Origin of the sequence: Kitasatospora sp. NPDC059973 (assembly GCF_042737525.1) — a bacterium.
GTDB lineage: Bacteria > Actinomycetota > Actinomycetes > Streptomycetales > Streptomycetaceae > Kitasatospora.
Genome location: NZ_JBHWUI010000266.1, coordinates 1 through 6,992, shown reverse-complemented (window position 1 = coordinate 6,992; position 6,992 = coordinate 1). Strand labels below are relative to the sequence as shown.

The following is a 6,992-nucleotide window of genomic DNA, read 5'->3' as shown; positions in this document are numbered from 1 at the left end:
GGCCGGGGCCTCACGGGACCCGGCCGGTGCGGCGTCCCCGCGTCGGCGGGGGCGGCTCCGGGCTCCACCCGCGCGGACGGTGCGTGTTCCGGACGAACATCCTCCATGCCAACTCGTCGTCTCCCGTTCGATTTGACGATGCCTCAGCTCAAGGAGCATAGTGCAATATCACATTGCAACGAGCTCCTGGACCGCCCAGGAGTCCCCTTCACACAGGAGAAGGCTTCCCATGACTCGCAAGATCCTGACGACGGCCGCCGCAGCGGTCGCCCTGGGTACGGTTCCGGTCGTCGCGGCTCCGGCCGGTGCGGCAGCCGTCGCCGACGCCCCCACGGTGATCTGCGACAACTACGGTCTGCAGGCCGGTCTGGCGACCAAGGTGTGCGCCACCGTGAGCGGCGACAGCATCGAGTTCTCCGGCCACATCGGCCTGGCCGGCCCGCCGAGCCCCGGCAGCCCGCTCCCCCGGCCGACGGAGGTCGAGGTGGTCCTGACCGGCAGCGTCGCCGGCGGGATCACCCTCGGGACGACGCGGCAGACGCTGACCTTCCAGAGCCGGTCGGTGCTGGTCGAGGGCGTGCGCGGCACGGTGCCGTGCGGCTCCACCGTGCGGGCCTCGTTCGCGGTCTCGTCCGCCGGCTGGCCCGCCAGGCCCGTCACCACCGAGGTCCCGGTCACCTGCTGACGGTGCGGCAGCCGGACGGACCGGTGGGGGCGCACCGGCGGGTGGGCCCCCACCGGTCCCGCCCTTCGCCGGTGCGCCCGGCGGACATGACCGGGCCCGGCCGGGCCCGCCGAGCCTGGCCGGAGCGAGCCAGGCCAGCCCTCAGGACCTAACAGATGCGCGGCAGTTGCTCGCCCATCGGCAGGTCGACCACCCGGGTGCCGCCGAGCGCCGTGCGGGCGACGACCATGCCGGGGTGCTCCGCCACGCACTCGCCGATCACGGTCGCTCCCGCGCCCAGCGGGTGCGCCCGCATCGCGGCGAGCACCGCGTCCGCCTGCTCGCGCGGCACGAAGGCCACCAGCTTGCCCTCGTTGGCGACGTACATCGGGTCGAGGCCCAGCACCGCACAGGCGTTGGCCACCTGCGGCGGCACCGGCACGGCCCGTTCGCCGATCCTGACGCCCACCCCGGCCGCCGCCGCGATCTCGTTGAGCGCCGCGGCCAGGCCGCCCCGGGTGGGGTCGCGCAGCACGTGCAGGTCCGGGGTGACCGCCAGCATCGCGTCCACCAGGCCGCCGAGCGCGGCGCAGTCGCTCTCGATCTCCACGCCGAACTCCAGGCCCTCGCGCACGCTCATGATCGCGACCCCGTGCAGCCCGATCTCCCCGCTGACGATCACCACGTCCCCGGGGACGGCCCGCTGGGGCCTGATGTCCACCCCGGCCGGGACGAGGCCGATGCCGGCGGTGTTGAGGTAGACGCCGTCGCCGTGACCGGCCTCGACGACCTTGGTGTCACCGGTGGCGACCTCCACCCCGGCCAGCCTCGCGGCGGCCCCGAGCGCCCGGGCGACCCGGTCCACCACGGCCATCTCCACGCCCTCCTCCAGGATGAACCCGCAGGACAGGTAGGCCGCCCGGGCCCCGCTCATCGCGAGGTCGTTGACCGTCCCGTTGACGGCGAGGTCCCCGATGCTGCCGCCGGGGAAGAACAGCGGCCGCACGACGTAGGAGTCGGTGGAGAAGGCGAGCCTCGCTCCGCCGAGCTCCAGCACGGCGGAGTCCCCGAGGGCGGCGAGCGCGACGCCGCCGAAGGCCGGGGCGAAGATGTTCTCCACCAGCTCGGCCGACATCGCGCCGCCGCCCCCGTGCCCCATCACCACCCGGGGGTGGTCGCGCAGCGGCAGCGGGCAGCTCCACCCGGAGAAGTCCGGCGCCTCGGACGGCGCCTCGGACGGCGCCTCGGACGGCGCCTCGGAGGGCACGGCGACCGGCGCGGCGCCCGACCCGGTCAGGACCTCGGCCTCAGCCAACGGGGCTCGCCTCCCGGGGAACGGCCGGCGTGCTCAGCCGGCGGTAGAGGTAGTACGCGGCGCAGGCCCCCTCGCTGGACACCATGGTGGCGCCGAGCGGGGTGCGCGGAGTGCAGGTGGTGCCGAAGGCCTCGCACTGGTCGGGCTTCAGCAGCCCCTGGAGGACCTCCCCGCTGCGGCACTGCGCCGGCTCGCGGGTGGTGATGCCGGTGACGTCGAAGCGGTACTCGGCGTCGTGGTCGCGGTAGCGCGGGGAGAGCCGCCAGCCGCTCCGCGGGATCACCCCGATCCCGCGCCAGGCCCGGTCGGCCACCTCGAAGACGTCCTCCAGCATGGCCCGGGCCGCCGGGTTGCCCTCCGGGCGGACGGCCCGGGCGTAGGCGTTCTCCACGGTGTGCTCGCCGCGCTCCAACTGCCGCACGGTGCGCCGGATTCCCTCCAGGATGTCGAGCGGCTCGAAGCCGGTGACCACGATCGGCACCCGGTGGCGCTCGGCCAGTTCGGGGTACTCGCCGGTGCCCATCACGCTGCAGACGTGCCCGGCGGCCAGGAAGCCCTGCACCCGGCAGTCCGGCGAGGTCATGATGGCCTCGATGGCCGGGGGCACCCGGACGTGCGAGACGAGCATGCTGAAGTTGCGCAGCCCCTGCTTCCGGGCCTGGTGGACGGCCATCGCGTTGGGCGGAGCGGTGGTCTCGAAGCCGATGCCGAAGAAGACGACCTCGCGGTGCGGGTTCTCCCGGGCGACCTTCAGCGCGTCGAGCGGAGAGTAGACCACCCGGACGTCACCGCCCTCGCTCCGGACCCGGAAGAGGTCGCGGTCGCTGCCCGGCACCCGGAGCATGTCGCCGAACGAGCAGAAGATCACCTCGGGCCGGGCCGCGATCGCCAGCGCCCGGTCGATCACCTCCAGCGGGGTGACACAGACCGGGCAGCCCGGGCCGTGGATCAACTCGACCTCATCCGGGAGGAGTTGGTCGATCCCCTGCCGGATGATGGTGTGCGTCTGCCCGCCGCACACCTCCATCAGCGCCCACGGCCTGGTGACCGTCGCCCTGATGTCCGCGAGCAGGCCGGCCGCCAGCTCCGGGTTCTGGAAGTCCTCCAGGTACTTCACTGCTGCTCCTCCTGTACGGCCGCGGCCGCCGCTTCCCACGGATCGCCGAACTCCTCCTGCAGCAGGCCGATCTCGGCGAAGAGCTCCAGCGTCCGGCGGGCCGACTCCTCGTCCAGGCGCTGCAGCGCGAACCCGACGTGCACGATGGCGTACTCACCCACCCGCAGGTCCGGCAGGTACTCCAGGCACACGTCCTTGACGACTCCGCCGAAGTCGACGACCGCCATCCTGGCTCCGTCGCGTTCCGCGATCTCCACCACTCTTCCGGGCACCGCCAGACACATCCGGGTCTCTCCTCTCAGATGGTGGCCGGGCCGGCGGCCCGGGCGGCCACCATCAGCTGCCCGAGCGCCAGTCCTCCGTCGTTGGGCGGCACCCGGCGGTGCCGCAACACGGTGAATCCGTCCGCCCGCAGGCCCTCCGCGCAGGCCGAGGACAGCAGCGCGTTGGCGAAGACCCCGCCGGTCAGCGCGACCGTCCCGGTCCCGTGCTCCTCCCGGGCCACCGCGCAGACCCGGCGGACCAGCCCCGCGACCGCGTCGTGGAAGCGCGCCGCGATCAGGCCGGCCGGGGCGCCGGTGGCCAGGTCGGCCACCACCGCGGCCAGCACCGGCGCCGGGTCGGCGACCAGCGTCCCGTCCACCGGCCGCAGCCCGAAGGCGTAGGCCCCCTCGGCCGGGCCGTGCGCCAGTGCCGCGCCCTCCAGCTCGATCGCCGCCTGCGCCTCGTACTCGACCCGCTGGCAGATCCCGGCGAGGGCGGACACCGCGTCGAACAGCCGCCCCATGCTGGAGGTCGGCGCACAGTTCAGCGAGCGCTCCAACTGCCGCTTCAGTACCCGCCGTTCGTTCTCCGGGCAGGCCAGGACGGGTGGCAGCTGGGGCGCCCACGGGAGCCCGGCCGCGAACAGCTGGGCGAGCGCCGTCCGGTAGGGCCGCGCCACCGCCGCGTCCCCGCCCGGCAGCGGGACGTAGGCGAGGTGGGCGAGGCGGCGGTAGCCGTCGTAGTCGGCCAGCAGGACCTCGCCGCCCCACACCGCACCGTCGTCACCGAAGCCGGTGCCGTCGAAGGCGACCCCCAGGACGGGCCGGCCGCCGTCGAGTCCGTGTTCGGCCATCACCGAGGCGACGTGGGCGTGGTGGTGCTGCACCGCCCGCACCTCCCGCCCGCCGGCGGTGCTCCGGGCGTGCCGCACGGACCGGTAGCCGGGGTGGCGGTCCACCGCCAGCAGCTCGGGCCGGACGCCGGTGACCGCGCCGAGATGGGCCACCGCCCGGTCGAAGGCCTCCAGGGTGGCGAGGTCGTCCATGTCCCCGATGTGGCCGGACAGCCAGGCGTAGCCGTCCTGGGCCAGCGCGAAGGTGTTCTTGAGGTCGCCGCCGACGGCCAGCACGGGCCGGACGGGGGCCGGGAGCGGCAGCGGCAGCGGCGCGTGGCCGCGCGAGCGCCGGATCGGCAACTGCTCGCCGTCCACCACCCGCACCACCGAGTCCTCGCACGGGACGTGGATCGGCCGGTCGTGCGTCAGCCAGGCGTCGACCAGCGGCGCGAGCCGGGCGAACGCGTCCCGGTCCTCCGTCACGACCGGTTCGCCCGACAGGTTGGCGCTGGTCATCACGAGCAGCCTGGGGCCGGGCGGGGCGATCAGCAGCTGGTGCAGGGGGGTGTAGGGGAGCATCACCCCGAGGTCGGGGCTGCGCGGCGCCACCGCCTCCAGCGCCGCCGGCAGCGGCCCCCGGCGGCGCAGCAGGACGATCGGCCGGACGGCGCCGGTGAGCAGTTCCTCCTCGACCGGGTCGGGGCGGAGCAGCGGCGCGATCTCGGCGAGGTCGCGCGCCATCAGCGCGAAGGGCTTGGCGCCGCGCCGCTTGCGCCGGCGCAGCCGCGCCACGCTCCGCTCGTTCAGCGCGTCGCAGGCCAGGTGGTAGCCGCCGATGCCCTTGACGGCCAGGATCGCGCCGTCGGCGAGCAGCCGCCGGGCCTCGGTGAGCGCCGCCTCGCCGTCGAGCGACGGCAGCCCGGGCACGACCAGGGCGAGCCTCGGTCCGCACGCGTGGCAGCAGAGCGGCTGGGCGTGGAAGCGCCGGTCGGCCGGGTCGGTGTACTCCCGCTCGCAGTCCGGGCAGAGCGGGAAGCCGGCCATCGTGGTGTTGGCCCGGTCGTACGGCAGACCGGTCACGATGGTGTGCCGGGGGCCGCAGTTGGTGCAGCTGATGAACGGGTGCCGGTAGCGGCGGTCGCCGGGGTCGGCGAGCTCGGCGAGGCAGTCCGCGCAGGTCGCGGTGTCGGGCGGGATCAGTGTGCGGCGGGTGCCGTCGGTCCTGGAGGGGGTGATGGCGAACCCGGCCGCGCCGGTGAGGGCCAGCGCCTCGTGCTCGACCGAGGCGACCCGCGCCAGCGGTGGCGCGTCGGTGGCGACCCGGCGGCAGAACGCGTCCACCGACTCCGGCGGCCCCTCGACCTCGGCCAGCACGCCGTCCCCGGTGTTGGTGACGGTGCCGGCCAGGCCGAGCTCGGCGGCGAGCGTGAACACGAACGGCCGGAACCCGACGCCCTGGACGAGGCCGCGGACGGCGACCCGGCGCCGCTGCGGCCCGGCCGCCGGCCGACCGGCCGTCACGGCCGTTCCGCCACCGGGGCGTGCGGATGCGCGTGCGCGCCGTCGTCCCCGTGGTGGTGCCCCTCACCCGGCCCGTGCGCGTGCGGGTGCCCGAGGGAGTGCCCGTGCCCCGGGGCGCCGGCCATCACCGGCCGGTGGGCCTCGGCGCCGTCCAGCACCGCGAGCGCCCGGTCCAGCAGCACCCCTGCCCCCTGCCCGGTCCGGGCGGAGGTGAACAGCACCTCCACCCCCGGGTTGACGCGCGCGACGCTCGCCAGGAACGCGGCCTCGTCGAACTCCGCCGCCGCCGCGAGGTCGGCCTTGGTCACCAGCACCAGGTTCGCCAGCCCGAAGGCCGTCGGGTACTTGAGCGGCTTGTCCTCCCCCTCCGTGACGGAGGCGAGCACCACCCGCAGGGATTCGCCGAGGTCGTAGGAGGCCGGGCAGACCAGGTTGCCGACGTTCTCGACGAAGAGCAGCCGGGTGTCCGGCGGCAGCCAGCCCGCCAGGTGCTCGCGGAGCATCGCCGTCTCCAGGTGGCACAGCCCGTCGGTGAGCACCTGCTTCACCGGCGCGCCCGAGCGGGCCAGCCGCCGGGCGTCGTTCTCGGTGGCGAGGTCCGCGGTGAGCGCGGCCACCGGCACGCCGCGGGCCCGGGCCAGCCCGAGTTCGGCCTCCAGCAGTGCCGTCTTCCCGCTACCGGGGCTGGACAGCAGGTTCACCACGACGGTGCCGCGCGCGGCGAGTTCGGCGCGCAGCTCGCGGGCGCCGTCGTCGTTGCGGGCGAGGACCGCCTGCCGGAGTTCCACCGTGCGACACATCGGTTTCAGCCTTTCTGGTCGGCCGACGCACCCACCGGGCGCTCGGCCCACTGGACGCCGAGGATCTGCAACTCCCGGCCCGCGAGCAGCTCGACCCGGGCGCCGCCACAGCGCGGACACCCGAGGTCGGGCGGCATGCCCACGGCCCACTCGACGCCGCACGGGGTGCACCTGGCACGCGCCGCGACGGCCTCGGTCTCCAGCTTCGCGCCCTCCACCAGCGTTCCGGCGCAGGCCAGTTCGAAGCAGAAGTCCAGCGCGGAGGGCACCACCCCGGCGAGTTCGCCGACCTGGAGGCGCACCGTCTCCACCGCGACCGCCCCGTGCTCCCGTGCTGCCGCGTCCACCTGCTCGACGACGGCCGTCGCGATCGACATCTCGTGCATCGGGCCCACTCCCTCCCCTCGCCGGAGGCGACAGGCTTCATTACAAGGGCGCGGTGGCGGCCTCGGCCGCACGCCCGCCCCCACCCCGCC

Annotated in this window: 7 protein-coding genes; 1 reads left to right on the top strand and 6 read right to left on the bottom strand. The window is 75.1% G+C overall.

The features are described from left to right. Positions 1-229: 229 nt before the first annotated feature. Positions 230-685, top strand: a complete 456-nt coding sequence (locus ACFWA9_RS37240) for a hypothetical protein (protein WP_380393653.1) — start codon at positions 230-232, stop codon at positions 683-685. 148 nt (positions 686-833) lie between these two features. Here the strand turns inward: ACFWA9_RS37240 and hypE are convergent, their stop codons facing one another. From hypE to hypA, 6 genes are all read right to left on the bottom strand, one after another. Further along, a complete protein-coding gene (gene hypE / locus ACFWA9_RS37235; protein ID WP_380393656.1) occupies positions 834-1,853 on the bottom strand; it encodes a hydrogenase expression/formation protein HypE in 1,020 nt (339 codons plus the stop codon). A 118-nt stretch (positions 1,854-1,971) separates the two neighbouring features. Beyond that, positions 1,972-3,096 (bottom strand): hydrogenase formation protein HypD, encoded by a 1,125-nt coding sequence (gene hypD / locus ACFWA9_RS37230; RefSeq protein ID WP_359807350.1) that lies wholly within the window; start codon positions 3,094-3,096, stop codon positions 1,972-1,974. Next, complete coding sequence (locus ACFWA9_RS37225) at positions 3,093-3,380, bottom strand: HypC/HybG/HupF family hydrogenase formation chaperone (RefSeq protein ID WP_380393650.1); 288 nt, start codon at positions 3,378-3,380, stop codon at positions 3,093-3,095. The genes hypD and ACFWA9_RS37225 overlap by 4 nt, the downstream gene beginning before the upstream one ends. 14 nt (positions 3,381-3,394) lie before the next feature. Continuing rightward, entirely contained in the window at positions 3,395-5,716 is a 2,322-nt protein-coding gene (gene hypF, locus ACFWA9_RS37220; protein WP_380393647.1) for a carbamoyltransferase HypF, read from the bottom strand. Then, on the bottom strand, positions 5,713-6,516 hold the full coding sequence (hypB, locus tag ACFWA9_RS37215; protein WP_380393644.1) for a hydrogenase nickel incorporation protein HypB: 804 nt from the start codon (positions 6,514-6,516) through the stop codon (positions 5,713-5,715). Before hypB ends, hypF begins: the two co-directional genes overlap by 4 nt. A 5-nt stretch (positions 6,517-6,521) precedes the next feature. Next, the gene (gene hypA / locus ACFWA9_RS37210) at positions 6,522-6,902 is read right to left on the bottom strand and encodes a hydrogenase maturation nickel metallochaperone HypA (RefSeq protein WP_380393641.1); all 381 of its coding nucleotides are present in this window, start codon (positions 6,900-6,902) and stop codon (positions 6,522-6,524) included. Between the last annotated feature and the right edge of the window lie 90 nt (positions 6,903-6,992).

What these genes read in the sequence shown, in the direction of transcription:
- ACFWA9_RS37240 (WP_380393653.1), top strand. Translation starts at nt 230, where the DNA reads ATGACTCGCAAGATCCTGACGACGGCCGCCGCAGCGGTCGCCCTGGGT.
- ACFWA9_RS37225 (WP_380393650.1), bottom strand. Translation starts at nt 3,380, where the DNA reads ATGTGTCTGGCGGTGCCCGGAAGAGTGGTGGAGATCGCGGAACGCGAC.
- hypB (WP_380393644.1), bottom strand. Translation starts at nt 6,516, where the DNA reads ATGTGTCGCACGGTGGAACTCCGGCAGGCGGTCCTCGCCCGCAACGAC.
- hypA (WP_380393641.1), bottom strand. Translation starts at nt 6,902, where the DNA reads ATGCACGAGATGTCGATCGCGACGGCCGTCGTCGAGCAGGTGGACGCG.